Annotated in this window: 24 protein-coding genes; 9 read left to right on the forward strand and 15 right to left on the reverse strand. The window is 68.2% G+C overall.

Translation table 11 applies throughout. The features are described from left to right. Positions 1 to 15 precede the first annotated feature (15 nt). Entirely contained in the window at positions 16 to 1,299 is a 1,284-nt protein-coding gene (locus CAL15_RS10725; RefSeq protein WP_086078581.1) for an MFS transporter, read from the reverse strand. Between the two features lie 101 nt (positions 1,300 to 1,400). Between CAL15_RS10725 and CAL15_RS10730 the strand changes: the two genes are divergently transcribed. The 4 genes from CAL15_RS10730 (at position 1,401) to CAL15_RS10745 (ending at position 5,484) form a co-directional block, all read left to right on the forward strand. Further along, on the forward strand, positions 1,401 to 2,300 hold the full coding sequence (locus tag CAL15_RS10730) for a LysR substrate-binding domain-containing protein (RefSeq protein WP_086078582.1): 900 nt from the start codon (positions 1,401 to 1,403) through the stop codon (positions 2,298 to 2,300). A gap of 211 nt (positions 2,301 to 2,511) precedes the next feature. Then, entirely contained in the window at positions 2,512 to 3,492 is a 981-nt protein-coding gene (locus CAL15_RS10735) for a Bug family tripartite tricarboxylate transporter substrate binding protein (protein WP_086078583.1), read from the forward strand. A 15-nt stretch (positions 3,493 to 3,507) separates the two neighbouring features. Next, complete coding sequence (locus CAL15_RS10740; protein WP_086078584.1) at positions 3,508 to 4,638, forward strand: LysR substrate-binding domain-containing protein; 1,131 nt, start codon at positions 3,508 to 3,510, stop codon at positions 4,636 to 4,638. A gap of 42 nt (positions 4,639 to 4,680) precedes the next feature. Further along, the gene (locus tag CAL15_RS10745; protein WP_086078585.1) at positions 4,681 to 5,484 is read left to right on the forward strand and encodes an aspartate dehydrogenase; all 804 of its coding nucleotides are present in this window, start codon (positions 4,681 to 4,683) and stop codon (positions 5,482 to 5,484) included. A 119-nt stretch (positions 5,485 to 5,603) separates the two neighbouring features. On the opposite strand, the gene CAL15_RS10750 is transcribed toward CAL15_RS10745, so the two are convergent. Continuing rightward, positions 5,604 to 6,566: a GlxA family transcriptional regulator gene (locus CAL15_RS10750; RefSeq protein ID WP_086081035.1), complete on the reverse strand. Its 963-nt coding sequence runs from the start codon at positions 6,564 to 6,566 to the stop codon at positions 5,604 to 5,606. Between the two features lie 147 nt (positions 6,567 to 6,713). On the opposite strand from CAL15_RS10750, the gene CAL15_RS10755 reads away from it, so the two are divergent. Then, positions 6,714 to 7,073 (forward strand): DUF1428 domain-containing protein, encoded by a 360-nt coding sequence (locus CAL15_RS10755; RefSeq protein WP_086078586.1) that lies wholly within the window; start codon positions 6,714 to 6,716, stop codon positions 7,071 to 7,073. Between the two features lie 147 nt (positions 7,074 to 7,220). Beyond that, positions 7,221 to 7,700 (forward strand): VOC family protein, encoded by a 480-nt coding sequence (locus CAL15_RS10760; protein WP_086081036.1) that lies wholly within the window; start codon positions 7,221 to 7,223, stop codon positions 7,698 to 7,700. On the opposite strand, the gene CAL15_RS10765 is transcribed toward CAL15_RS10760, so the two are convergent. Both CAL15_RS10765 and CAL15_RS10770 read right to left on the reverse strand, forming a co-directional pair. Next, positions 7,694 to 7,909 carry a SlyX family protein gene (locus CAL15_RS10765; RefSeq protein WP_086078587.1) on the reverse strand — a complete coding sequence of 72 codons (216 nt, stop codon included), beginning with the start codon at positions 7,907 to 7,909 and terminating at the stop codon, positions 7,694 to 7,696. The genes CAL15_RS10760 and CAL15_RS10765 overlap by 7 nt on opposite strands. Positions 7,910 to 7,952: 43 nt before the next feature. Next, positions 7,953 to 8,429, reverse strand: coding sequence for a GFA family protein (locus CAL15_RS10770; protein WP_086078588.1), 477 nt, complete (start codon positions 8,427 to 8,429; stop codon positions 7,953 to 7,955). Positions 8,430 to 8,557: 128 nt separating this feature from the next. On the opposite strand from CAL15_RS10770, the gene CAL15_RS10775 reads away from it, so the two are divergent. Continuing rightward, positions 8,558 to 9,256 (forward strand): glutathione S-transferase family protein, encoded by a 699-nt coding sequence (locus CAL15_RS10775; RefSeq protein ID WP_086078589.1) that lies wholly within the window; start codon positions 8,558 to 8,560, stop codon positions 9,254 to 9,256. A gap of 6 nt (positions 9,257 to 9,262) precedes the next feature. Here CAL15_RS10775 and CAL15_RS10780 read toward each other — a convergent pair whose 3' ends face one another. From CAL15_RS10780 to CAL15_RS10795, 4 genes are all read right to left on the reverse strand, one after another. Continuing rightward, positions 9,263 to 10,024: an ABC transporter permease gene (locus CAL15_RS10780; protein ID WP_086078590.1), complete on the reverse strand. Its 762-nt coding sequence runs from the start codon at positions 10,022 to 10,024 to the stop codon at positions 9,263 to 9,265. Further along, complete coding sequence (locus CAL15_RS10785; RefSeq protein ID WP_086078591.1) at positions 10,021 to 10,950, reverse strand: ABC transporter ATP-binding protein; 930 nt, start codon at positions 10,948 to 10,950, stop codon at positions 10,021 to 10,023. The genes CAL15_RS10780 and CAL15_RS10785 overlap by 4 nt, the downstream gene beginning before the upstream one ends. Positions 10,951 to 11,186: 236 nt before the next feature. Next, positions 11,187 to 11,612: an organic hydroperoxide resistance protein gene (locus CAL15_RS10790; protein ID WP_086078592.1), complete on the reverse strand. Its 426-nt coding sequence runs from the start codon at positions 11,610 to 11,612 to the stop codon at positions 11,187 to 11,189. A gap of 161 nt (positions 11,613 to 11,773) precedes the next feature. Beyond that, positions 11,774 to 12,226: a MarR family winged helix-turn-helix transcriptional regulator gene (locus CAL15_RS10795; RefSeq protein ID WP_086078593.1), complete on the reverse strand. Its 453-nt coding sequence runs from the start codon at positions 12,224 to 12,226 to the stop codon at positions 11,774 to 11,776. 284 nt (positions 12,227 to 12,510) lie between these two features. On the opposite strand from CAL15_RS10795, the gene CAL15_RS10800 reads away from it, so the two are divergent. After that, positions 12,511 to 12,825 (forward strand): DUF4148 domain-containing protein, encoded by a 315-nt coding sequence (locus CAL15_RS10800; protein ID WP_086078594.1) that lies wholly within the window; start codon positions 12,511 to 12,513, stop codon positions 12,823 to 12,825. A gap of 99 nt (positions 12,826 to 12,924) precedes the next feature. Here the strand turns inward: CAL15_RS10800 and aceA are convergent, their stop codons facing one another. Continuing rightward, positions 12,925 to 14,250, reverse strand: a complete 1,326-nt coding sequence (gene aceA / locus CAL15_RS10805; protein WP_086078595.1) for an isocitrate lyase — start codon at positions 14,248 to 14,250, stop codon at positions 12,925 to 12,927. A 312-nt stretch (positions 14,251 to 14,562) separates the two neighbouring features. Here aceA and queF point away from each other — a divergent pair, with 312 nt between their 5' ends. Continuing rightward, on the forward strand, positions 14,563 to 15,390 hold the full coding sequence (gene queF / locus CAL15_RS10810) for an NADPH-dependent 7-cyano-7-deazaguanine reductase QueF (protein ID WP_086078596.1): 828 nt from the start codon (positions 14,563 to 14,565) through the stop codon (positions 15,388 to 15,390). Positions 15,391 to 15,490: 100 nt separating this feature from the next. Here the strand turns inward: queF and CAL15_RS10815 are convergent, their stop codons facing one another. From CAL15_RS10815 to CAL15_RS10840, 6 genes are all read right to left on the reverse strand, one after another. Next, the gene (locus tag CAL15_RS10815) at positions 15,491 to 16,780 is read right to left on the reverse strand and encodes an MFS transporter (RefSeq protein WP_086078597.1); all 1,290 of its coding nucleotides are present in this window, start codon (positions 16,778 to 16,780) and stop codon (positions 15,491 to 15,493) included. 169 nt (positions 16,781 to 16,949) lie between these two features. Further along, positions 16,950 to 17,522 carry a CDP-diacylglycerol--glycerol-3-phosphate 3-phosphatidyltransferase gene (gene pgsA / locus CAL15_RS10820; RefSeq protein ID WP_086078598.1) on the reverse strand — a complete coding sequence of 191 codons (573 nt, stop codon included), beginning with the start codon at positions 17,520 to 17,522 and terminating at the stop codon, positions 16,950 to 16,952. A gap of 45 nt (positions 17,523 to 17,567) precedes the next feature. Continuing rightward, positions 17,568 to 19,400: an excinuclease ABC subunit UvrC gene (uvrC, locus tag CAL15_RS10825; protein WP_086078599.1), complete on the reverse strand. Its 1,833-nt coding sequence runs from the start codon at positions 19,398 to 19,400 to the stop codon at positions 17,568 to 17,570. Next, the gene (nagZ, locus tag CAL15_RS10830) at positions 19,363 to 20,421 is read right to left on the reverse strand and encodes a beta-N-acetylhexosaminidase (protein WP_086078600.1); all 1,059 of its coding nucleotides are present in this window, start codon (positions 20,419 to 20,421) and stop codon (positions 19,363 to 19,365) included. Before nagZ ends, uvrC begins: the two co-directional genes overlap by 38 nt. After that, the gene (gene acpS / locus CAL15_RS10835) at positions 20,408 to 20,890 is read right to left on the reverse strand and encodes a holo-ACP synthase (RefSeq protein WP_086078601.1); all 483 of its coding nucleotides are present in this window, start codon (positions 20,888 to 20,890) and stop codon (positions 20,408 to 20,410) included. The genes nagZ and acpS overlap by 14 nt, the downstream gene beginning before the upstream one ends. 117 nt (positions 20,891 to 21,007) lie before the next feature. Next, entirely contained in the window at positions 21,008 to 21,724 is a 717-nt protein-coding gene (locus CAL15_RS10840; RefSeq protein ID WP_086078602.1) for a GntR family transcriptional regulator, read from the reverse strand. Positions 21,725 to 21,734 lie beyond the last annotated feature (10 nt).

Here is a 21,734-nt window from a genome sequence, read left to right on the forward strand (position 1 = left end):
GCCGCCCCGGCCGCTCTACGAGTGGCCGGGCGAGGTTCCGGCGGGCAGGCCCTGCCCGCGCTTCAACCAGGCGCTGATCGCCAGCGCCACCACCAGCAGGCCTCCGGCCAGTTCCGCGACGCCCGTCCAGCCGGCGGCGGACCAGCTGTGCCCGCCCAGCGAACCCAGCACGCTCGATCCCAGGTAATACACCAGCAGGTACAGCGACGCGGCCTGGGCCTTGTAGCCCTGCGCCATCTGTCCCACCCAGCCGCTTGCGACCGCGTGCGCGGCGAAGAAGCCGAAGGTGAACACCACGATGCCGGCGATCACCAGGGGCAGGCTGCCCGACAGCGTCGACAGCAGGCCGGCCAGCGTCAGCAGCGTGGCGCCGGACAGGATCGTGCCGCGCCCGTGCCTGTCGGCCAGGCGGCCGAACCAGGTCGACGAGACGATGCCCACCAGGTACACCACGAAGATCGCGCCGATGAGCGTCTGGCTCAGCGAGAACGGCGGCAGCATCAGCCTGAAACCCACATAGTTGTACACGGTGACGAAGGCGCCCATCAGCAGGCCGCCCATGGCGAACAGGCCCACCAGCGGCGCATGCCGCAAATGCAGCGACAAGCCTTCGCGCATCGCCGCCAGCGCGTTGCCGCGGCGCGGCACGAAGCGGCGCGAGGGCGGCAGCAGCCACACGAACAGCAGCGCGGAGGCCAGTCCCATCAGCCCCATGATGCCCAGCGCGTAACGCCAGCCCAGCAGGTCGGATACCGCGCCGGCCACCACGCGGCCCGACAGGCCGCCGAACGCGCTGCCGCTGATGTACAGGCCCATGGCCAGGCCCAGCGTGCCCGGCTCGACCTCTTCGGCCAGGTAGGCCATGGCCACCGCGGGCACGCCGCCCATGGCCAGCCCCTGCACCGCGCGCAGCGCCAGCAGCGTGTGCCAGTCGGGCGCCGCGGCCGCCACGGTGGCCAGGACGGAGGCGGCGAACATGGACAGCGCCATCACGCGCTTGCGCGGCAACGCCTGCGACCACAGCCCCACCAGGAAGATCGACAGCGCCAGCATGCCCGTGCAGAAGGACAGCGCCAGGCTGCTCTGCGCCGGCGACACGCCGAAAGCGTGCGTGAACAGCGGCAGCAGCGGCTGCACGCAGTACAGCATGGAAAACGTGGCGAAGCCCGCGGCGAACAAGGCCCACTGCGCGCGACGCAGCGCCTGACTGCCGCGCGCCAGCGCCGGCTGCGGCGCCGGCTCCGGCGGTCCGGCCGGGGCACGGGTGGAGGCAGCGGAAACAGAAGACGGCGCAGACATGAAGGTACTCGACAGCGGAAAACGGGGAATGTGGGAAACGATAGACTTCTGCCCTGCATATGTCCAATATATAGAACTGGGCTCCGCCATACTTTGAAGAAATGGAACTCAGGCATCTACGCTATTTCGTGGCCGTCGCCGAAGAACTGCACTTCACGCGCGCGGCCGCCCGGCTGGGCATCGGACAGCCGCCGCTCAGTCTGCAGATCCAGCAGCTCGAGCGGGAACTGGCCACGCCGCTGTTCCTGCGGCGGCCGCGCGGCATCGCGCTGACCGAAGCGGGGGTGCAGTTCCTGGCCGATGCCCGCGCCATCCTGGCCAGCGCCGAACGGGCGATCGACATGGCGCGCCGCGTAGGCCGCGGCGAACACGGCGCGGTCACCATCGGCTTCACGGCGTCGGCCGTGTTCCATCCCTATCTGCCCCGCGCCATCCGCGCGTATCGCGACCGCTACCCGGACGTGCGCATCCAGCTCAACGAAAGCAACACCGTATCGCTGCTGCGCGACCTGAGGGCCGGCCGAGTCGACGTGGCCTTCGTGCGCCCGCCCTATCCGCAGGATCCCGAGCTGCTCGCCGAGCGCGTGCTGGACGAGCCCATGCTGCTGGCCCTGCCGCCCGACCACGCGCTGTGCCGTCGCCGTGCCGTCCCCATGCAGGCGCTGGCCGACGAAGGGTTCGTGCTGTACCCCCGTCCCATCGGCGCGGGCCTGTACGACGCCATCATGGAGGCCTGCCAGCGCGCCGGCTTCGCGCCACGGGTGGTGCAGGAAGCCCCCCAGATCGCCTCCATCATCAGTCTTGTGGCGGCGGGCATGGGCGTCGCGCTGGTGCCCGCCGCCCTGCGCCACATGGGCGCCGAAGGCATCGCCTACCGCCCGATACGCGGCGATGCGCCGCATGCGCAACTGGACATGGCATACCGCCGGCTGGATCGCTCGCCGGCCGCGAACAACGCCGTCACGCTCATGCGCGATCTGGCGCGGCAGCACGATGGCTAGTCCATGCCCCATAGTGGGCACGCTCCTGCCGCGCGCGGACCCGACGGCGCCGGCCGCACGGCGCGACGCCGCCCCAAGCCGGTGCAATGATCCGATCCGGTGCACGAGATTTACTAATCCATCGTCCACAAATAATCGTTTGTAGGCCTGTGCACGGCACTCCTAGACTCGCAGCATCGCGCCCCCTGCGCTCTTTGCCTGGAACCGTGTCATGCGTGCCCTCTCCCGCCTCGCGCTCTGTCTCGCCGCCCTGTCCGCCGCCCTCGCCCCCGCCGCCGCCGTGCGTGCGCAGGACGCCTATCCGGCGCGCCAGATCCGCGCCGTCATCCCCTTCCCCGCCGGCGGCATCAACGACACCATCGGACGCGTGCTGTTCAAGACCCTGGCCGGCAAGCTGGGCACGGAGGTCGTCGTCGAGAACAAGCCCGGCGCGGGCGGCACCATCGGCACGCAGGCCGCGGCGCGCAGCCAGGCCGACGGCTATACGGTCGTGCTGGGCGCGGCCAGCACCATGGCCGTGGCGCCGCACCTGTACAAGGACGTGGGCTACGACGTGGCGCGCGACCTGGTCGCGGTGGGAGGCATCGCCTCGGTGCCCAGCGTGATCATCGTGGCCTCGCAATCGAAGTATGCGAAGTGGAGCGATCTGGTGGCCGCCGACCGTGAACGCCCCGGCATGCTGAGCTACGGCTCGGCCGGCTCGGGCACCAGCCACCACGTGCAGGCCGAGCTGTTGAACCTGCGCGCGCACACGCGCTTCATGCACGTGCCGTATCGCGGCGGCGCGCCGGCGATGACGGACCTGATCGGCGGGCAGATCGACGTGATGGTCGACCCGCTGCCCACCACGCTGGCCGCCGCGCAGGGCGGCCGCGTCCGGCCGCTGGCCATCACCACCGACACGCGCTCGCCGCTGCTGCCCGAGGTGCCCACGCTGAAGGAATTGGGCGTGGACTACAATGCCAGCACCTGGTTCGGCCTGTTCGTTCCCGCGGGCGCGCCCGAACCGGTCCTGTCCCGCCTGGGCAGCGCGCTGGCCGCCGCACTGGCCGATCCCGGCCTGCAGGCCGACTTCCGCGCACGCGGCATCGACCCGCTGCCGCTTGCGCGCGACGCGTTCACCCGCTACGTCCAGTCCGAAAACCAGACCTGGGCCGACGTCGTCAAACAGGCCGGCATCCAGGTGCAATAAGCCCCGGAGCCTCCCATGGCCGTCTCGCGCAACCTGCCGCCCTTGTCGTCGGTCCGTTCGTTCGAGGCAGCCGCCCGCCACCGCTCCTTCACGCTGGCCGCCGAGGAACTGGCGGTGACACAGGGCGCGGTCAGCCTGCAGGTGCGCAAGCTCGAGTCTTTCCTGGGCAAGAAGCTGTTCGTGCGACAGTCGCGCAGGGTCGAACTGACGCAGGCCGGCGCGCAGTACTACGAAGCCTGCCGCCGTCTGCTGGGCGATCTCGAAGACGCCACGAGCCGGCTGCGCAGCCGCGATCGGGGCGAGATCCTCATCGTGAACACGCTGCCCACCATCGGGCAACTGTGGCTGATGCCGCGACTGGCGGACTTCACCGCGGCCCATCCTCACATCGAGGTGCGCGTGGTCACCGACATCCGCCCCCTGGACATGCAGGCCGACGGCGTGGACGTGGCCATCCGCGTGGGTCCGCTGGCCGGGCGCCGCTATCCGCGCCACCTGCCCGGCATCGACCTGACGCTGGTGCAGCGCTGGGACGGCATCTGCGCCGATTATCTGTTCGACGACGCGCTGGTGCCGGTGATGTCGCGCCGCCTGCTGGAGCAAGGCGGGCCCATCGACACGCTGGACGACATGCTGGATTTTCCGCTCATCCATACCGCCAGCCGCCCGCACGCATGGCGCGACTGGCTGCATGCGCTGGGCGCCACGCTGCCGCCGCAGCGCAACTGCGCCGACTACGGACACTTCTACGTCGCGCTGCGCGCCGCGCAGGAACACAAGGGCATCGCGCTGATCCCGGAGGTGCTGATCGACGGCTATCCCGGCCGCAACGAACTGGTGGTGCCCTGGCGGCCGCGCCCGGCGCTGAAAAGCGCGGGCGAGTACTACCTGCTGACCCACGGCGCATGGGCCGAGCGCGCCGCCATCGCGGCCTTCCGCGGCTGGGTGTTGCGAGAGGCGGCGGCGAGTGCGGCGGCGACCGTCGGCGCGCATGAGGATACGGCGTCAGGCCGGGATGCGGCCTCGCGCCAGGACGCGACGCCGGCCCCGGATGCCACGCCGGCGGGCGACGCCTGCGCATCCATTAGCCGCGCTCATGCACGCGCGCAGAACGAATCGTTTGCCGCCGCCGCGCGGCTGCCCTAGCATCGGGCAGTTCCCCAACCATTGAACAGGATTTACGGCAGCATGAATCAATATCGAGTCGGCATCGCGGGTTTCGGCGCCATCGGCCAGGCCGTGGCGCGCGCACTGGACGCCGGGGTGCCGGGGCTGACGCTGGCCGCGGTCGCCATCCGCGATCCGCAGCGCCCTCCGGCGGCCACTTGGCAGGGCGCCGCGCCCGCCTGGACCACGCTGTCCGGCCTGGCCGACCTGTGCGACGTGGTGGTCGAATGCGCGCCCGCCGCGGTCTTCCGCGAACTGTCCGAACCGGTGCTGCGCGCCGGCAAGAAGCTGGTGGTGCTGAGCTCCGGCGCGCTGCTGCGCAACGATGACCTGATCGAACTGGCGGCCGCGCATGGCGGCCAGATCATCGTGCCCTCGGGCGCCATCCTGGGCCTGGACGCGCTGACCGCCGCCGCCGAAGGCACCATCCACTCGGTCACCATGATCACCCGCAAGCCGCCGCGCGGCCTGCTGGGCGCGCCCTACCTCGAGACCCACGGCATCGACGTGGCCGCGATCACCGAGCCCACCCGCATCTTCCGCGGCACCCCGCGCGAAGCGGCCATCGGATTCCCGGCAAACCTGAACGTGGCGGTCAGCGTGTCGCTGGCCGGCATCGGACCCGAACGCACCACGCTGGAAATCTGGGCCGACCCCGGCGTCACGCGCAACATCCATCGCGTCGAGGTCGACTCGGACTCGGCCACGTTCTCGATGGAAATCCAGAACATCCCGTCCGAGAACCCCAAGACCGGCCGCATCACCGCGCAGAGCGTGGTGGCGGCCCTGCGCAAGCTGACCGGCGCGCTGCGCGTGGGGACCTGAGTTCCGGACAGCCGCAGGGCGGCGCGCGCGGCGGCGTCCCTACGGCAGCCTGGGTCGGCCGCTCGATCCGGGCCGCGCGGGCGGATCGGCGCATGCCGACCCTGCCCGCGACGCTTCGGTCAGGCGTAGCGCTCGCGATACGCCGCGGGCGACATGCCGCAGTGCTTGCCGAAGATCTCGCGGAACGCCTTGGCATCGTTGTAGCCGACCTCGTACATCACTTCGCTGACTGTCTTGCGCGATCCTTCGAGCTGCGACTTGGCGGCCTCGACGCGGATGCGCTGCAGATACTCGACCACGCTGTTGCCGGTGGCCTGGCGAAAGCGCCGCTCGAGCGTGCGGCGGCCCAGCGCGTAGCGCGAGGCCAATTGCTCGACCGTGACGCGCTCGGCGTAGCGGGCCTCGATGTGGTCCTGCACCTGGCGCACCACGTCGTCGCCATGGCTGCGCCGGCCCGAGAAAATGGCGAACGGCAGCTGGCTCTGGCGGCTCCAGTCCATCTGGAACACCTTGGCGCACCAGATGGCGGTGTCGCGGTCGGTGTACTTCTCGATCAGGTGCAGCACCAGGTGCCCCGCCGAGAACGCGCCCCCGCTGGTATAGATGCCGTTGCCCGCCACCACCACGCGGTCGCTGACCCACTGCACCGACGGGAACAGGCTGGCGTACTGGTTCTGCGCCGCCCAGTGCACGACGGCGCGATGCCCGTCCAGCAGGCCGCCCGCGGCCAGCAGCGCCGCGCCCAGGCAAAGGCTGGCGACCTCGCCGCCATCCTTGTAGTGACGCACGATCCAGTCGATCATGGCGCGGTTGGCCTGCATGGCCTCGGGCAAGGCGTTGAGCAGCGGCGGCACGATGCAGATGTCCACGCCGCGGACCTCGTCCAGCACCGCATCGGCCTGCACGATGATGCGGCCGCCGTCCAGGCGCACCTGCGGGGCGGCGGCCACCGTTTGCACGGAGAAGCGCGGCGCCTCGCCGCGGTCCTGCAGATACTGGTTGGCGGTGAGAAAGCCCTGTCGGGCGTTTTCCAGGGAAGCAATGTTCGCCCCAACGGGCAGCAGGAACGCAATATTTTTCATGAAAGCAGCATAGCGTTGGACCAAAGACGCAATCCACCCACCAGAATGTCGCAATTGCCTATCTGCGGCAGGGGGGTTTCCCGTTAGAGTAGAAATCCGCCGAAACGTTCAGCGGACAGTAAGAATCTTAACCGACGAGGATTGGAAATGGACCAAGAGTATGTCGATGGCTTTCTGCTGAGCGTCCCCCGCGACAACCTGGCGCGCTACAAGGAGATCGCGCGCAAAGCTGGCGAAATCTGGAAGGAACACGGCGCCCTGGACTACCGCGAATGCGTCGAGAACGACCTGCAGACCGAAGGCCTGGCCTCGTTCCGCACCGTGGCGGGGGCGCGCGACAATGAAGTGGTGGTTTTCTCGTGGATCCGCTATGCCAGCCGCGCCGAGCGCGACCGCATCAACGCCGCGGTCATGGCCGACCCGCGCCTGGCGGGCTGCTGCGCCGACGGCGTCTTCGACATGAAGCGCATGGCCTACGGCGGATTCGAAGTCGCGGTAAGCGTCTAGCAGCGTCCCGCCCGACCCGGACGGCGGATGACGCTGCCGCCTTGAAAAAAATCATCCGGGCCTGTCGATTCCAGGCCGCGCCGTTCGTCGTATTCATGAAGCGCGGCCGATCCCCGGCCGGCGCCGTCCTCGACCAGGAGAACGATGATGTCCGTACCCGCCAAACCCATACCCGATGGCATGCATACCCTGACCCCGCACCTGGTGTGCGACGGGGCGGCGGCCGCCATCGATTTCTATGTGCGAGCCTTCAACGCGGTGGAAATCACCCGCCTGCCCGGCCCGAATGGCCGGCTGATGCACGCCATGGTGCGCATCGGCGACTCGACGCTGATGCTGGTCGACGCGATGCCCGAATGGGGATCGACCGATCCCAAGGCCCTGAAGGGCTCGCCCGTGTACCTGCACCTGTATGTGGAAGACGTGGACGCGGTCATGGCCCAGGCCGCCGAGGCGGGCGGCACCATCACCATGCCGGCCACCGACATGTTCTGGGGCGACCGCTACGGCCAGCTCACCGATCCGTTCGGCCATCGCTGGTCGATCGCCACCCATCTGCGCGACATGACCGATGCCGAGATCCGGGCCGCCATGGAGCAGGCCCCGCCCTGCGGATCGTCTCAGTAATGCGGCGGCAGTTCGTCGCGCAGGCTGCGAAAAGGCGCCGGCCCGGCCGGCGCCTGCCGGCGTAGCTCGACCAGCTCGCGCATCAGCAGCTCGATCTGCTGCTGCTGGCGGAATACGGTCTGGTTGAGCTGGTCGAGCAGGTCGTCGGCAAAACCGGCCTTGATCTCCAGCTGGGTCAGGCGCCGTTCGGTATCGTCTTGGATGTCCATGGCGGAATTAGACCGCAAGTCTCTCCATGGCGCAGGCCGGTCTTCATTCCGGCTCGAGCGCGGCGTCCAGCCTGGCCAGGCTGGACGCGGGCCAACAGGCCTCGAGCTCGTAGTGCGCGTCGGCGGCATGGACGTCGGGCGGCAGCAGCACCCAGGGCAGACGCGACTGCGTGAAGCAGTGCGCCTGGGGAACCAGTTCTCGCCCGTGGTCCAAGGTGCCGGCGTGGACCAGCGCCACGCGGTCGCCCAGGTCGGGATGATGACCCCACAGGGCGACCCCGCAGTCAGGACATCGGAATTCGGTGCGCGTGCGGCCCGGATCGGTGGGCACCACGCGCGCCTGCGGCGTGCCGCGCAGCAGATGCACGCGGTCGGCCTCGATCAGGGCGTTGATGGCGAAGGCACTGCCCGTCAGCCGCTGGCACTCGGTACAGTGGCAGCAGTGCACGAACATTGGTTCGCTGGTCAGCCGGAAGCGCACGGCGCTACAGGCGCACCCGCCCTCATAGGTGGTAGCCATTCCTCTCCTCCATTTTTTTGGGCATTTTCCCGCATCTTGGCCGTTTTGGGGCAAACGGAATGGCGTAAACGGCCTGCTATGCTCGCGCTATCGCCCCCGCCAGGGGCGCCAGAACAAGGAGACGCGCGGTGGAAGCAGAGCTGAGACTGTTTGAACTGGCGGGCGCCGATCCCGACGTCCGGTTCAGTCCCTATTGCTGGAAGATCCGCATGGCGCTGGCGCACAAGGGCCTGCATGCCGAAGGCCTGCCGTGGCGCTTCATCGAAAAGTCCCGCATCGCGGCCAGCGGCCAGGAACGGGTGCCGGTGCTGGTGCACGGCGATACCTGGCTGCACGACTCGTGGCGCATCGCCCGCTATCTGGAAGACACGTTTCCCGACCGCCCCGCGCTGTTCGCCGGCCCTGGCGGCGAGGCGCTGGCGCGCTTCGTCAACAGCTGGGCGGACACCGCGCTGGCGCCGGCGATTACCAAAGTGATCATTCCTGACATCCCGGACGGCCTGCACGATGGCGACCGGGCTTATTTCGTCGAATCGCGCGAACAGCGCCTGGGCAGCCTGCAGGCCTTGCGCGACGACCGCGTCCAGCATCTGGACGCCCTGCGCAAGGTGATACTGCCGCTGCGCCACACTCTGCGCGATCAGCCGTATCTTGCCGGCGACACGCCCGATTACGCCGACTATGCCGTGTTCGGCATGTTCATGTGGGCGCGCTGCATCAGCCCGGTGGAACTGTTGCAGGCCGACGATCCGGTCCACGCCTGGCGCGAACGCCTGCTGGACGCCCATGGCGGCCATGCGCGCGCCGCCCGGCGAGCGCACGGCTGACCCGGCTTACTGCTTCATGCGATAGCCGGTGCGGAACATCCAGCGCACGATGACGATGCACACCAGCAGGAACACCAGGGTCATGCCCAGGCTGACGGACACGCTGACGTCGGAGATGCCGTAGAAGCTCCAACGAAAGCCGCTGACCAGGTACACCACCGGATTGAACAGCGTGACCGTGCGCCAGAACGGCGGCAGCATGTCGATGGAATAGAACGTGCCGCCCAGGAACGTCAGCGGGGTGATGATCATCAGCGGGATGATCTGCAGCTTCTCGAAGCCGTCCGCCCAGATGCCGATGATGAAGCCGAACATGCTGAAGGCCACCGAGGTCAGCACCAGGAACACGATCATCCACAGCGGATGCGCGATGCCGAAGTCCACGAAGATCCGCGCGGTGGCCAGCATGATGAGGCCCAGGATGATGGACTTGCTGGCGGCCGCGCCGACGTAGCCCATCACGATCTCGACATACGAGACCGGCGCGGAATGCAGCTCGTAGATGGTGCCCGAGAAGCGCGGCATGTAGATGCCGAACGAGGCGTTTGCGGTGCTCTGCGTCAGCAGCGACAGCATGATCATGCCCGGCACGATGAAGGCGCCATAGCTGACGCCGCCGATTTCCACCATGTGCGAGCCGATGGCCGATCCGAACACGACGAAATACAGCGCCGTGGACACCACCGGCGAGGCCACGCTCTGCGCCAGGGTGCGCCAGGCGCGAGCCATCTCGAATAAATAGATTGCGCGTACGCCGTACCAGTTCATGATTCCTTGCTCACCAGGCTGACGAAAATCTCTTCCAGCGAGCTTTCCGAGGATTTGAGGTCGTTGAAGACGATGCCGGCCTCGTCGAGCCGACGCAGCAGGGCCGCAATGCCCCCGCCGCCTTCCTGCTGGTCGTTGTAGGTGTAGACCAGCTGCAGGCCGTCGGCCGAAAGCTCCAGCGGTTCGCCGCGCAGCGCCTCGGGCAGCGCCGCCAGCGGCGCTGCCAGCGCCAGCACCAGCTGCTTGCGGCCCAGCTTGCGCATCAGCGTTTGTGTCTCTTCGACCAGAATGATCTCGCCGCGCCGGATCACGCCGACGCGGTCGGCCATCTCCTGCGCCTCTTCGATGTAGTGCGTGGTCAGGATGATGGTGACGCCGTTGTCGCGCAGGCGGCGCACCATGTCCCACATGCCGCGCCGCAGTTCCACGTCCACGCCCGCGGTGGGCTCGTCCAGGAACAGGATGCGCGGCTCGTGCGACAGCGCCTTGGCGATCAGCACGCGGCGCTTCATGCCGCCCGACAGGGCCATGATGCGCGTGTCCTTCTTCTCCCACAGCGACAGGTCGCGCAGTACCTTCTCGATGTGCGCGGGATTGGCCGGCAGGCCGAACAGCCCGCGGCTGAAGGTCACCGTGTTCCACACCGTCTCGAACGCATCGGTGGTGAGCTCCTGCGGGACCAGGCCGATGGCGGCCCGCGCCGCGCGGTAGTCGGTGACGATGTCGTGGCCATCGGCCAGCACCCTGCCCTCGGTGCCATTGACGATGCCGCAGACAATGCTGATCAGGGTGGTCTTGCCTGCCCCGTTCGGCCCCAGCAGGGCGAAGATCTCGCCTGGCTGAATGTCGAGATTGATGTTCTTGAGTGCCTGGTGTCCGGACTTGTAGGTCTTGGACAGGCCCTGCACGGATATGACTGGCTGCACGCACACCTCGTGATTGCGGCGAGCCGGGCACCCGGTGAGGCGCCCACAGCCCGCGGGTGGACTTTCCTGTCGGATTCTACTTTGCGAGGATGGCGGAATTGGTTCGACCGGCGGACAAGACTGTTTCGAAAAAAAGGCGCGCCGCGGCATGAGCCGTGGCGCGCCCGGGTACCGTGCGCGGAGAACCCGGCGCTGCGGATTCGAGGCGGCTGCATCGAGCCGCCAGGCCCGCGCGATCAGGCCAGCGTCAGCGTGACGTCGATGTTGCCGCGCGTGGCGTTCGAATACGGGCACACGATGTGGGCCTTGTCGATCAGCGCCTGGGCGGCCTCGCGGTCCATGCCGGGCAGCGAGATCTTCAGTTCGACTTCGATGCCGAAGCCGTTGGGGATAGGACCGATGCCCACGGTGCCCTGCACCGACACGTCGGCCGGCACGGCGATCTTATCGCGTGCGCCGACGAATTTCATGGCGCCCAGGAAGCAGGCCGAATAGCCCGCGGCGAACAACTGCTCGGGATTGGTGCCGGCGCCGCCCGCGCCACCCAGCTCGCGCGGGGTGGTCAGTTTGACGTCCAGCACGTTGTCGGACGAGACGGCGCGGCCATCGCGGCCGCCGGTGGCTTGGGCTTGGGCGCGGTACAGAACTTTTTCAACGGACATGGTAAGGCTCCTGTAAAGGTAAGGTCTTGCTGCTTGGCCCTGCGGCCTTGTGGCCGTCCGGGTCGGTTGATGAAGCGAAGTTGCTTGCTGCATAAATCGTACGCTATTAAATCGTGTGCTATTTAAATCGTCAACTACTTTTGCTGCTTCAGACACCGCGGCTAGTCCTGGTCGACCAGCCGGTCGCGCAGTTGCTCGAGTTCGGCCTTCAAATGCCGCATTTCGTCCGGCGTGCAGGCCATGGCGCAGACCAGGCCTTTGGGCACCTCCGGCGCCTGGCACCGCAGCTCGCGGCCCTGCGGCGTCAGGGTGATGATGACCTGCCGCTCGTCCTGCTCGGCGCGGGCGCGGGTGATGAGCCCGGCCGCCTCCATGCGCTTGAGCAGCGGGGTGAGCGTGGCCGAATCCAGGAACAGCCGCTTGCCGATGTCGGTAACGGTGACCTGGTCCTGCTCCCACAACACCATCATCACCAGGTACTGCGAATACGTCAGCCCCAGCTTGCCCAGCAGCTTGCGATAGACCTTGTGCAGCGCCAGCGTGGCGGAATGCAACGCGAAGCACAGTTGGTCGTCCAGCAGCAAGGAGGGAGAGGCGTCGGCTTGCTTGGTCATGATGAACGCATATTAAATCGCACACGATTTAATAGCAAGATATTTTTGCGTCGGGGCGGTTTTGTCATGCCCGGCGACCTCGTATCGATGCAGTCGTCACCGGCAAGCGGTGGCTTGTTCCGTTTTCCTATAGGCAATCTACAGTTGCTTATCAAACACCGGATTATGGTCTAGCTGGTTGCCAGATACAGCCATAAAGTTCGTCTCACGTTGCGACGCCGGATGCGAAACGCAGCGGATCGAAGCAGACGAATCCCTACCTACCCTGTTATCTGGAGAACACCATGAAGACCCTGATGAACACCCTGATCCTGTCGCTGAGCGCCCTGTCGTTGACGGCCCACGCGGGCCGCGAACCGTCCGGTGAGCTGGACTATCCGCCTGCCGTGGCCAGCACCGCCGAACTGACCCGCGCCGCCGTGCGCGCCCAATTGGCCGAGGCCCGTGCCGACGGGCAACTGCAGTCGGGCGAAGAAACGCTCGTGCTGGACGGCGTCCAGGGCCAGAGCGCGACGCGCGAGGCGGTACGCGCCGAACTGCGGCAGGCCCGCGATGCCGGCCTCGTCTCCTTCGGCGAAGACGGCAGCGTCGCGGGCTGAAGCGCTGCCCGATCAGACGCAGGAAAGCCGGCGGCGCGTCGCGGAAATACCGCGACGCGCCGCCGGCCTGCCCTATGGCGCCACGGCTATGCGCGCCCGTCAGGCGGCGCGCACCGCCAGCGCCTCGTCATGATGGAATTGCGCTTCCTCGGTCGAGCCCGTCAGCGCGGTGGTGGACGACCGGCCGCCCTCGATGGTCTGCGTGACCGCATCGAAATAGCCCGTGCCCACCTCGCGCTGGTGCTTGACCGCGGTGAAGCCGCGTTCGGCCGCCGCGAACTCCTTCTGCTGCAGCTCGACGAAGGCGCTCATCTGGCGGCGGGCGTAGCCGTGAGCCAGGTCGAACATGCCGTAGTTCAGCGCATGGAAGCCGGCCAGCGTGATGAACTGGAACTTGTAGCCCATGGCGCCCAGCTCGCGCTGGAACTTGGCGATGGTGGCGTCGTCCAGGTTCTTCTTCCAGTTGAACGAGGGCGAGCAGTTGTAGGCCAGCAGCTTGCCCGGGAAGCGGCGATGCAGCGCATCGGCAAACTTGCGCGCGTACTCGAGATTGGGCGTGGAGGTTTCGCACCACACCAAGTCGGCGTACTCGGCATAGGCCAGCCCGCGGGAGATGGCCTGGTCGATGCCGGCGCGGGTGCGGAAGAAGCCTTCGACGGTGCGCTCGCCCGTGATGAAGGGACGGTCGTTCTCGTCCACGTCGCTGGTCACCAGGTCCGCCGCGTCGGCGTCGGTACGGGCCAGAAGCAGCGTCGGCGTACCCATCACGTCGGCAGCCAGGCGCGCGGCGATCAGCTTCGACACGGCCTCGCGGGTCGGCACCAGCACCTTGCCGCCCATGTGGCCGCACTTCTTCACCGATGCCAGCTGGTCTTCGAAGTGCACGCCGGCGGCCCCCGCCTCGATCATGCCCTTCATCAATTCATACGCGTTCAGCACGCCGCCGAATCCGGCTTCGGCATCGGCCACGATGGGCGCGTAGAAGTCGATATAGCCGGGGTCGCCCGGGTTGATGCCTTCCATCCACTGGATCTGGTCGCAGCGCGTCAACGTGGCGTTGATGCGCCGCACGACCTGCGGCACCGAGTTGGCGGGATAGAGCGATTGGTCGGGGTACATCTCGCCTGCCAGGTTGGCGTCGCCGGCAACCTGCCAGCCCGACAGGTAAATGGCCTTCAGCCCGGCCTTGACCTGCTGCATCGCCTGATTGCCCGTCAGCGCGCCCAGCGAATTGACGAACGGCTCGCAATGCAGCAGTTCCCACAGGCGTTCGGCGCCGCGGCGCGCCAGCGTATGCTCGACGGCCAGCGAGCCGCGCAGCCTCACCACTTCGGCGGCGTCGTAGCCGCGCTTGATGTCTTGCCAGCGCGGGTTCTCGGCCCAATCCAACTCCAGTTTGCTGATCTCGGTATCGCGTTGATTCATGATGACTCCTCGATGGACATGGAAGGAACTGCGGTAAATCCGGGCGCGCGGAAGTGCGCGCCGTTGGAAAAAGTCTAGTCCCCATGCTGCGAGGCAACGTCGATTCGAGTCTTATATAAGATAAAAAATTTTCTCCAGTAAAATCAATAATATGAGATTCTAGTTTCTCAATACGAAACGATGTTGCTGTCAATGAAATGACCCGACGCTGCCCCGCAGCATCGGTTTCCGCATTCCGCCACCGACGTTTCACCATACAAAATCCAGCCCGACAGCGCCTACAATGGGGGCTGTGCCAAGCTTTGCCCGATCATGACGCTGTCCGACGCCCCCCTGGGACTCTCCGTTCCCTACCCCACCGAATACGATCCCGGCCTGCTGTTCCCCGTGTCGCGCGCGCTCAACCGCGCCGCGCTGCCGCTGGAACGGGGCGACCGCCTGCCCTTCCATGGCGCGGACATCTGGACCGCCTACGAGATCTCGTGGCTCAACGCCAAGGGCAAGCCGCGCGTGGCCATGGCCACCTTCACGGTGCCGGCCGACAGTCCCAACCTGATCGAGTCCAAGTCGTTCAAGCTCTATCTCAACTCGTTCAACCAGACGCGGCTGGACAACGCGCAGGCGCTGCGCGAGCGGCTGGAACGCGACCTGAGCGCCGCGGCGGGCGCGCCCGTGGAACTGGACTTCGTGCTGCCGCAGCGTTTCGGCCAGCAGCAGATGGCCGAACTGGACGGTATCGACCTGGACAAGCTGGACGTGGAGATCGACACGTATCAGCCCGCGCCCGAACTGCTGCGCTGCGCAGACGGACCGGTGCGCGAAGAGACGCTGTGTTCGAGGCTGCTGAAGTCGAACTGCCCCGTCACCGGCCAGCCGGACTGGGGCAGCGTGCAGATCCGCTATCGCGGCCGGCCCATCGACCACGAGGCGCTGCTGAAGTACATCGTGTCCTTCCGCCAGCATGCGGGCTTTCACGAGCACTGCGTGGAGACCATCTACGCCGACGTCATGCGCGCCTGCGCGCCCCAGGAACTGACCGTGTACGCGCGCTATACGCGGCGCGGCGGGCTGGACATCAACCCCTGGCGCAGCAACGTGGCGGCGCCGGCCATCGGCATGGCGCGCACGGCGCGCCAATAATGCAAGGAGGGCCCTCGGGCCCGCGCATGCCGTTCATCGGTGACAGGCCGGCGCCTTCATGCCGGCTAGTGCGGGCGCAATAGCGGCCCAGTGCCGCGCATCAGGCCCGAGCCGGCGCCGGCTCGGCCCGGCTGGCCTGCCGGCCGATCCATTGCGCCAGCAGCGCCGCGATGACGAAGGCGGCTCCCGCGCCCACCCACGGCCCGTGCGTCAGCCCGGCATCCAGCAGCAGGCCGAAGCCGAGCGGGCCCAGCGCCGCGCCGGCGTCCATGCCCGAGTACACCAGGCCGTAGACCGAACCGGTCGCGCCGCGCGGCGTCACGCGGCGAATGAGCATGTCGCGCGAAGGCGCCGCCACGCCCGAGCAGAATCCGGCCAGGCCGACCACCGGCGCGGCGACCGCCGGCGGCAGCCAGCCCATGGCCAGCACCACCAGCGTGATGCCGGCGCAGATCAGCGCCAGCATGACGGTCCGCTCGGTGCGCGGGGTGGCCGACACCAGGAAACCGCCGGCCGCCATGCCCACCGCCGAGGCCACCATGTAGCCGGACAGCGCCGAGCTGGCGGCCAGGCTGGACAGCCCGTACAGGTGATCCAGCAGCGGAATGGTGTAGTTCTGCACCGAGGACAGCGCGATCGACGTGCAGGCGAAGAACAGGAAGGCGCCCCACAGGGCGGGCCGAGCAAGCAGCGCCAACAGCGTGTCCCAGGCGCTTTCCTGGGGCTTCGCGGGCTTGGGAGGCTCGGCGGTGTCGCGTCCGGGCGCCGCGGCGACCACCGTCTTGGGGTCGCCCAACAAATTGCGGCCGATGATGGTCAGGGCCAGCACCACGGCGACCAGGGCGGCCGCGCTGAAGGCCGCGGTGCGCCAGTCGGCCAAGGCCGTGATCGTGCCGATGAACACGGGCGTCAGCGCCCAGCCCAGGTTGCCCGTCAGGCCGTGCGTGCTGAAGGCATGCCCCAGCCGGGCCGGACTGACGCGATGATTCATGATGGAATAGTCGGCCGGGTGGAACACCGAATTGCCCGCCCCGCCGATGGCGGCCGCCAGCACCAGCATGAAGTAGCCATTGGCCAGCCCGATCAGCACGGCGGACAGCACGAAGCAGCCCAGCCCGAACCACAGCACCGGCCGCGCGCCGATGCGGTCCACCACGAAGCCCGACGAGGCCTGGCCCAGTCCGGACACCACGTAGAAGACCGAGGCCAGCAGCCCCAGTTCGGCGAAGTCCAGGCGGAACTCGCGCCCGAGGGCGATGTACAGCGACGGCAGCACGAGCTGGAAGAAATGCGAGCTGGCATGCGCCACCCCGATCAGCATGATGATCTGCCAGTCGCGGCGGCGCAGGAAAGGCGTGTCGAGCAATGCGGTGTCTGCTGCGGTATTCATGTCGGCATGCGGCCACGGGCCGCCGAGAGACGCGTGCAGGCACGCATCGGGGTTGTCTCCGGACGGCGGCCGCGAGCCCCTCCGTCGTGTCATGCGAGCGCTGGCGGCATGCCGCCGCGCCTCGTCGATGTGGAATCGCGCGGCTTGGAGCCGCGCGTCCAGGATATTACTACTGCGCCTTCTCGCGTATCGCCGGCCAGGCGCGCTGCAGGTAGTACAGCATCGACCAGACGGTCAGCACGGCGGCCACCACGATCAGCCAGAAGCCCACCCACAACAGGTCTACATTGGCCAGCGGACGGCCGTACAGCAGGCACGGGATGGCAATCATCTGGGCGGCCGTCTTGAACTTGCCCAGGCGGTGCACCGCCACGCTGGCGCTGGCGCCGATCTTGGCCATCCACTCGCGCAGCGCCGAGATGGTGATCTCGCGGCCGATGATGATCAGCGCGATGAAGGCATCGACCCGGTTCAGGTCGAGCAGCACCAGCAGCGCGGCGCACACCATCAGCTTGTCGGCCACCGGATCCAGGAAGGCGCCAAACGCCGAAGTTTGGTTCCAGCGCCGCGCCAGCCAGCCGTCGAACCAGTCTGTCAGCGCCGCCAGGATGAATGCGCAGGCCGCCAGCGTGTCGCGCATCGGCACCGACATCCAGCTGTCGGGGATGTAGAACAGTCCCACTACCAGCGGGATCATGGCGATGCGCAGCCAGGTCAGGATGATCGGTATGTTCATGGGCATAGTGGTCGTATGCTACCTCAGCGTGGGGATGGCCTGCGCGGCGGGTCAGCCGTGCAGGGCGTCATAGATGCGTTCCGCCAGCTCGTCCGAGATGCCGTCGACCGAGGCCAGGTCGGCCACGCTGGCCGCCGTCACGCCCGACAGCCCGCCGAAGCGCGCCAGCAGGCGCTGCCGGCGCCGGGCGCCGACTCCCTCGATCTCTTCCAGGCGCGACACGTTGCGGGCCTTGGCCCGCTTGGCCCGCATGCCGGTGATGGCGAAGCGGTGCGCCTCGTCGCGCACCTGCGCGATCAGCATCAGCGCGGCCGACTCCTTGCCCAGCGCCACCGGCGGGCGGCCATCGGCGAATACCAGCGTCTCCAGGCCCACCTTGCGGCCCTCGCCCTTGGCCACGCCCACCAGCACCTGCACGTCCAGGCCCAGCTCGACGAAGACCTGGCGCGCCACCTCGACCTGGCCCTTGCCGCCGTCGATCAGGACCAGCCCGGGCATGACCGCCTCGCCATCGGCCACCTTGCCGAAGCGGCGGGTCAGCACCTGGCGCATGGCGGCGTAGTCGTCGCCGGGCGTGATGCCCACGATGTTGTAGCGGCGGTACAGCGAGGGCTGCATGTCATGGTGCTGATAGACCACGCAGGACGCCTGCGTGGCCTCGCCGGCGGTATGGCTGATGTCGAAGCACTCGATGCGCAGCGCATCCAGCGCGGCCTCGTCCGTGTCCAGGTCCAGGGTCTCGGCCAGCGCCAGCGTGCGCGCGGCCCGCGCGCCGGATTCGGTCAGCGCGCGCGCCAGCGCCATCTCGGCATTCTTTTGGGCCTGCTCCAGCCACGCGCGCCGCATGCCTTGCGGGCGGGTCAGCACGCGCGGCGGCCGCGACCGGCCCTGCTCGGCCAGCAGCGCCGGCAGCTCCTCGTCGGGCAGCGCGTGCGAGCACACCAGCACGGCGGGCAGCGAGCTTTCGACGTAGTGCTGCGCCACGAAGGCCTCGAGCACGTCGGCGGCCGGTTCGCCCTCGGCGTGCGACGGAAAGAACGGCTTGTCGCCCAGGTGGCGGCCGCCGCGCACCATGGCCAGGTTCACGCATACCTTGCCGCCCGCGATCGCCACCGCGATGATGTCGGTGTCCTCTTCGCCGCCCGTGCTCTCCATGGTCTGCTGATGCAGCACGCGCGCCAGCGAGCCCATCTGGTCGCGCAGCGCTCCCGCCTCTTCGAAGCGCAGCTCGGCCGAGGCCTGCAGCATGCGCGCCTCGATCTCGCCCAGGACCTCCTGCGCGGCGCCGTTCAGGAAACGCGCCGCGCGCCGCACGTCGGCGTCGTAGTCCTCGGGCGTGATGGCGTCCACGCAAGGCGCCGTGCAGCGCCCGATCTGGTGCAGCAGACAGGGCCGCGACCGGTTGGCGAAGACGGTGTCCTCGCAGGTGCGCAGGCGGAACACCTTCTGCAGGATCTGGATGGTCTCGCGCACCGCCCACGCATTGGGAAACGGCCCGAAGAACTGCCCGCCGCGGCTGGTCGAGCCGCGGTAATACGCGATGCGCGGATAGCGATGCGCCGAGATCAGCAGGTAGGGATACGACTTGTCGTCGCGGAACAGGATGTTGTAGCGCGGGCGCAGGCGCTTGATCAGGTTGTTTTCCAGGATCAGCGCCTCGGCCTCGGAGCGCGTGACCGTGACTTCGACGCGCGCCACCTTGGCCACCATCTGCGCGATGCGCGGGCTGGACAGCGTCTTCTGGAAATACGACGAGACGCGCTTCTTCAGGTCGCGCGCCTTGCCCACATACATGACCTCGCCCCCGGCATCCAGGTGCCGGTATACCCCGGGCAGGTGGGGCAGGTCAGCCAGGAACGATTTGAGATTGAATTCGTCGGGCATGCTGATAGCGGCCGTCGGCCTGCAGAGTGTCCCAGTCGAGCGCGGGGCGGGTCGGCGCCAGGCGCCGGATGCGCGCCACCGACTCGGGCGTGGGCGTGGCCACCAGGCGCTCGAGCAGGTCGTCGGCCATGTCGGGGCGGTTGCACACCAGCACCATGTCGCAGCCCGCGCCCAGCGCGGCCTGCGCGCGCGCCAGGATGTCGCCCGCCACCGTGGCGCCTTCCATGGTGAGGTCGTCGGAGAACACCACGCCGTCATACCGCAGGCGGTCGCGCAGGATGTCCTGGATCCAGCGGCGCGAGAAGCCCGCCGGATGCGGATCGACCTTGGGATAGATGACGTGCGCCGGCATGACGGCGGGCAGCACGTGGTCGCCCAGCCAGCCGTAGGGCGCGGCGTCGTCGGTCATGATGCGTTCGAGCGTGCGCGGATCCACGGGAATGTCGAGGTGCGAATCGGCGCTGACGAAGCCATGGCCGGGAAAATGCTTGCCGCAGGCGCCCATGCCGGCCAGCGCCAGCCCCTGCGCCACCGCGCGCGCCAGCATGGCCACCACGCGCGGATCGCGATGGAAGGCCCGCGTGCCGATGACCTTGCTGACGCCGTAGTCCAGGTCCAGCACCGGCGCGAAGCTGAAGTCCACGCCGCAGGCGCGCAGCTCGGCGGCCAGCACGTAGCCCGCATCGGTGGCCATGCGCATGGCGCCCAGCGGGTCCTGGTCCCACACGCGGCCAACCGCCTGCATGGGCGGCAGCACGGTGAAGCCGTCTTCGCGAAAGCGCTGCACCCGTCCGCCCTCGTGGTCCACCGCGATCAGCAGGGGCTCGTCGCGCGCCTCGTGGATGCGGCGGGTCAGTTCGCAAAGCTGTTCGCGGCTTTCGAAGTTGCGCGAGAACAGGATCACTCCTCCCACCAGCGGATGGCGCAGGCGGCGTTTCTCGTGCTTGGTCAGCCGGGTGCCGGCCACGTCTACCACGACGGGGCCGGGCGGCAGCACGTGGCGGGATTTACGGCGTGCCATCGGCAGCTCCTTGCGGGGCCTGGCGCGGCGACGCGGAGGGCTTGTGCTCCACCACGACGTAGGCGGCGGCCATGTCGGATTCATCGGTCAGCGAGACGTGGGCCGCGCCATAGCGCTCGGCATACCAGCCCCGCAGCGCCGGGGCCAGCACCAGCACGGGCCGCCCCCCAGGCGCGTTCAGGGCCTGCACGCGGGTCCATGTCATGGGCATGCGCATGCCCAGCCCAATGGCCTTCGAGAAGGCTTCCTTGGCCGCGAAGCGCGTGGCCAGGAAGCGCACGCCGCGTGCGGGATCGCGCTGGCGCCGGGCATGGAACTTCTGCAGCTCTTCGGGCCCCAGGATTTTCTCGGCGAAGCGGTCGCCATGCCGAGCCAGTGCCCGCTCGATGCGGTCGACGCGTATCAGGTCCATGCCGATGCCGGCGATGCAGCCGGGGCCGGCGAGCGTAGCGGTGGGATTTTCTGGCATGAACGGCAGCGAAAGAAACGGGATGACGGCTTGAAGCGCGGTGCGGGCCGGCCGGCGATACGGACAGCCGCGGCCGCTTGATGGAATGATACGCGAGGGCCGCCGGGCAGGCAGGCCTCAGGATGCCGGACCGCGCCCGTACAGGTGGCTGTTCATGGCCAGATAGGCATCGCGCGACGGCGCCAGGTGTTCGCGGCAGAGCCGGATCAGGTCGTCGCGCCGCCCGGTTTTCAGCGCCTCGATCATGGCCCAGTGTTCCTGGCGCGCGCGCTCGCGATAGCGCGCATCGCCCAGCGAACTGAAGCGGATGGGATGCGTCTGCCGCGCATACTCGCCGATGGCCCGGTGCAGCACGCGGTTCTCGCAGCAGGCGAACAGCGCCTCGTGAAAGCGCACGTTGGCGCGGAACACGGCGCGCGGGTCCAGCGCGGCCACGGCGGCGTCGTGCTCGCGCTGGATGGCGATGAGTTCCTGCACCCTGTCGGCCGGCAGCGGACACGGCACGTGCCGCGCCGCCTCGGTTTCAAGCAGTTCGCGCACCTGATACAGGTCGGCCACCTCGCGCGCCGTGAATGCCCGGACCTCGCAGCCGATGTTCTTGCGCCGCTCTACCAGGCCCAGCAGCGCCAGCTCGGCCAGCACCGACCGCACGGCATGGCGCTTCAGGCCGAAGCGCCGCATCAGGTCGTCTTCGATCAGCCGCTCGCGCGGATGCAGCCGGCCCAGCACGATGTCTTCCTCGAGCTCGCGCACGGCTGACATCAGGTCTGCCGCGGGCGGACCGCCAACCGACTCGGTCGGCGCAGCGGACGGGACGGCGACAGTGCGGGCCATGATGGACGTG

Origin of the sequence: Bordetella genomosp. 13, from assembly GCF_002119665.1 — a bacterium.
Lineage (GTDB): Bacteria > Pseudomonadota > Gammaproteobacteria > Burkholderiales > Burkholderiaceae_B > Bordetella.

What these genes read in the sequence shown, in the direction of transcription:
- CAL15_RS10750 (WP_086081035.1), bottom strand. Translation starts at nt 6,566, where the DNA reads ATGAAAAATATTGCGTTCCTGCTGCCCGTTGGGGCGAACATTGCTTCC.
- CAL15_RS10770 (WP_086078588.1), bottom strand. Translation starts at nt 8,429, where the DNA reads ATGGCTACCACCTATGAGGGCGGGTGCGCCTGTAGCGCCGTGCGCTTC.
- queF (WP_086078596.1), top strand. Translation starts at nt 14,563, where the DNA reads ATGACGCTGTCCGACGCCCCCCTGGGACTCTCCGTTCCCTACCCCACC.
- CAL15_RS10725 (WP_086078581.1), bottom strand. Translation starts at nt 1,299, where the DNA reads ATGTCTGCGCCGTCTTCTGTTTCCGCTGCCTCCACCCGTGCCCCGGCC.
- CAL15_RS10755 (WP_086078586.1), top strand. Translation starts at nt 6,714, where the DNA reads ATGGACCAAGAGTATGTCGATGGCTTTCTGCTGAGCGTCCCCCGCGAC.
- CAL15_RS10800 (WP_086078594.1), top strand. Translation starts at nt 12,511, where the DNA reads ATGAAGACCCTGATGAACACCCTGATCCTGTCGCTGAGCGCCCTGTCG.
- CAL15_RS10745 (WP_086078585.1), top strand. Translation starts at nt 4,681, where the DNA reads ATGAATCAATATCGAGTCGGCATCGCGGGTTTCGGCGCCATCGGCCAG.
- CAL15_RS10760 (WP_086081036.1), top strand. Translation starts at nt 7,221, where the DNA reads ATGTCCGTACCCGCCAAACCCATACCCGATGGCATGCATACCCTGACC.
- CAL15_RS10840 (WP_086078602.1), bottom strand. Translation starts at nt 21,724, where the DNA reads ATGGCCCGCACTGTCGCCGTCCCGTCCGCTGCGCCGACCGAGTCGGTT.
- CAL15_RS10795 (WP_086078593.1), bottom strand. Translation starts at nt 12,226, where the DNA reads ATGACCAAGCAAGCCGACGCCTCTCCCTCCTTGCTGCTGGACGACCAA.
- CAL15_RS10780 (WP_086078590.1), bottom strand. Translation starts at nt 10,024, where the DNA reads ATGAACTGGTACGGCGTACGCGCAATCTATTTATTCGAGATGGCTCGC.
- CAL15_RS10735 (WP_086078583.1), top strand. Translation starts at nt 2,512, where the DNA reads ATGCGTGCCCTCTCCCGCCTCGCGCTCTGTCTCGCCGCCCTGTCCGCC.
- CAL15_RS10765 (WP_086078587.1), bottom strand. Translation starts at nt 7,909, where the DNA reads ATGGACATCCAAGACGATACCGAACGGCGCCTGACCCAGCTGGAGATC.
- acpS (WP_086078601.1), bottom strand. Translation starts at nt 20,890, where the DNA reads ATGCCAGAAAATCCCACCGCTACGCTCGCCGGCCCCGGCTGCATCGCC.
- uvrC (WP_086078599.1), bottom strand. Translation starts at nt 19,400, where the DNA reads ATGCCCGACGAATTCAATCTCAAATCGTTCCTGGCTGACCTGCCCCAC.
- CAL15_RS10730 (WP_086078582.1), top strand. Translation starts at nt 1,401, where the DNA reads ATGGAACTCAGGCATCTACGCTATTTCGTGGCCGTCGCCGAAGAACTG.
- CAL15_RS10815 (WP_086078597.1), bottom strand. Translation starts at nt 16,780, where the DNA reads ATGAATACCGCAGCAGACACCGCATTGCTCGACACGCCTTTCCTGCGC.
- nagZ (WP_086078600.1), bottom strand. Translation starts at nt 20,421, where the DNA reads ATGGCACGCCGTAAATCCCGCCACGTGCTGCCGCCCGGCCCCGTCGTG.
- aceA (WP_086078595.1), bottom strand. Translation starts at nt 14,250, where the DNA reads ATGAATCAACGCGATACCGAGATCAGCAAACTGGAGTTGGATTGGGCC.
- CAL15_RS10790 (WP_086078592.1), bottom strand. Translation starts at nt 11,612, where the DNA reads ATGTCCGTTGAAAAAGTTCTGTACCGCGCCCAAGCCCAAGCCACCGGC.
- CAL15_RS10740 (WP_086078584.1), top strand. Translation starts at nt 3,508, where the DNA reads ATGGCCGTCTCGCGCAACCTGCCGCCCTTGTCGTCGGTCCGTTCGTTC.
- pgsA (WP_086078598.1), bottom strand. Translation starts at nt 17,522, where the DNA reads ATGCCCATGAACATACCGATCATCCTGACCTGGCTGCGCATCGCCATG.